This window comes from Mesorhizobium sp. M2A.F.Ca.ET.067.02.1.1 (assembly GCF_004023285.1).
Taxonomy (GTDB): domain Bacteria; phylum Pseudomonadota; class Alphaproteobacteria; order Rhizobiales; family Rhizobiaceae; genus Mesorhizobium.
On sequence record NZ_RZSB01001185.1, the window covers coordinates 1 to 1,100 of the forward strand.

A 1,100-nucleotide genomic window follows, 5' to 3' on the forward strand; every position below is an offset into this window, starting at 1 on the left:
GGACGGATAGACCCCCGACAGCACCTTCATCAAGGTCGATTTGCCGGCGCCGTTCTCGCCGACGATGGCGTGGATCTCTCCTTCCTCGACGCTGAGGTTGACGTTCGACAGCGCCTTCACGCCGGGGAACGTCTTGGTGATGTCGCGCATCTCCAAAATCGTCGAGGCCATCGGGTCTGCTCCTTGGGCGCACGCTTTCCATCATTGGAGAATGCCATGCGCGAAATCAAAATGCTGCGGCTGCCTTCGCACCGTGACGGCGTGCTGCGCTGCAGAAGCCGGCAAAAACAATACCGGGGTCGCTTCTGAACGAAAAGGGGCCCTGCGGTCGCGCAGGACCCCTCGTTTTCAAGCCGGATTACTTCAGCTCTTCGGCCTTGATGTAGCCGGAGTCGACGACCAGCTTCTCGTAGTTCGACTTGTCGACCTCGACCGGCGTCAGGAGGATCGAGGGAACGACCTTGACATCGTTGTTGTAGGTCTTGGTGTCGAGGCCCTCAGGCTTGCCGCCCGAGAGCACCTTGTCGACCAGCTCCACGGTCGACTTGGCCAGCTCGCGGGTGTCCTTGAACACCGTCGAATACTGCTCGCCCGAGATGATCAGCTTGACCGAGGCGGTCTCGGCGTCCTGGCCGGTCACGATCGGCCAGGGCTGAGCGTCCGTGCCGTAGCCGACGGCGCGCAGCGAGGCGGTGATGCCGCGCGAAAGGCCGTCATATGGCGACAGAACGCCATCGACGCGGCTGCCGTCCGAGTAGTTGGCCGAAAGCAGGTTGTCCATGCGCGCCTGGGCAGTGGCGGCGAGCCAGCGCAGCGTGCCAACCTTGTCCATGCCCATCTGGCCGGACTTGATCTTGATCGAGCCGTCATCGATCAGCGGCTGCAGGACCGACATGGCGCCGTTGTAGAAGAAGAAGGCGTTGTTGTCGTCCGGCGAGCCGCCGAAGAGTTCGACGTTCCAAGGCTTGGTGTTCGGGAAGCGCTCCTTGAGGCCCTTGACCAGGGAATTCGCCTGGATCACGCCGACGCCGAAATTGTCGAAGGTGGTGTAGTAGTCGACATTCGGGGTCTTCTTGATCAGGCGGTCATAGGCGCTGTCT

General features: G+C 61.8%; 2 protein-coding genes. Both read right to left on the bottom strand.

Going from position 1 to position 1,100, the window contains the following annotated elements:
- The coding region (locus EOA28_RS36585; protein ID WP_128315882.1) for an ATP-binding cassette domain-containing protein at positions 1–171 on the bottom strand (171 nt) is incomplete at its 3' end.
- A 187-nt stretch (positions 172–358) separates the two neighbouring features.
- A partial coding sequence (locus EOA28_RS36590) for a sugar-binding protein (RefSeq protein WP_148671142.1) occupies positions 359–1,100 on the bottom strand: 742 nt, incomplete at its 5' end.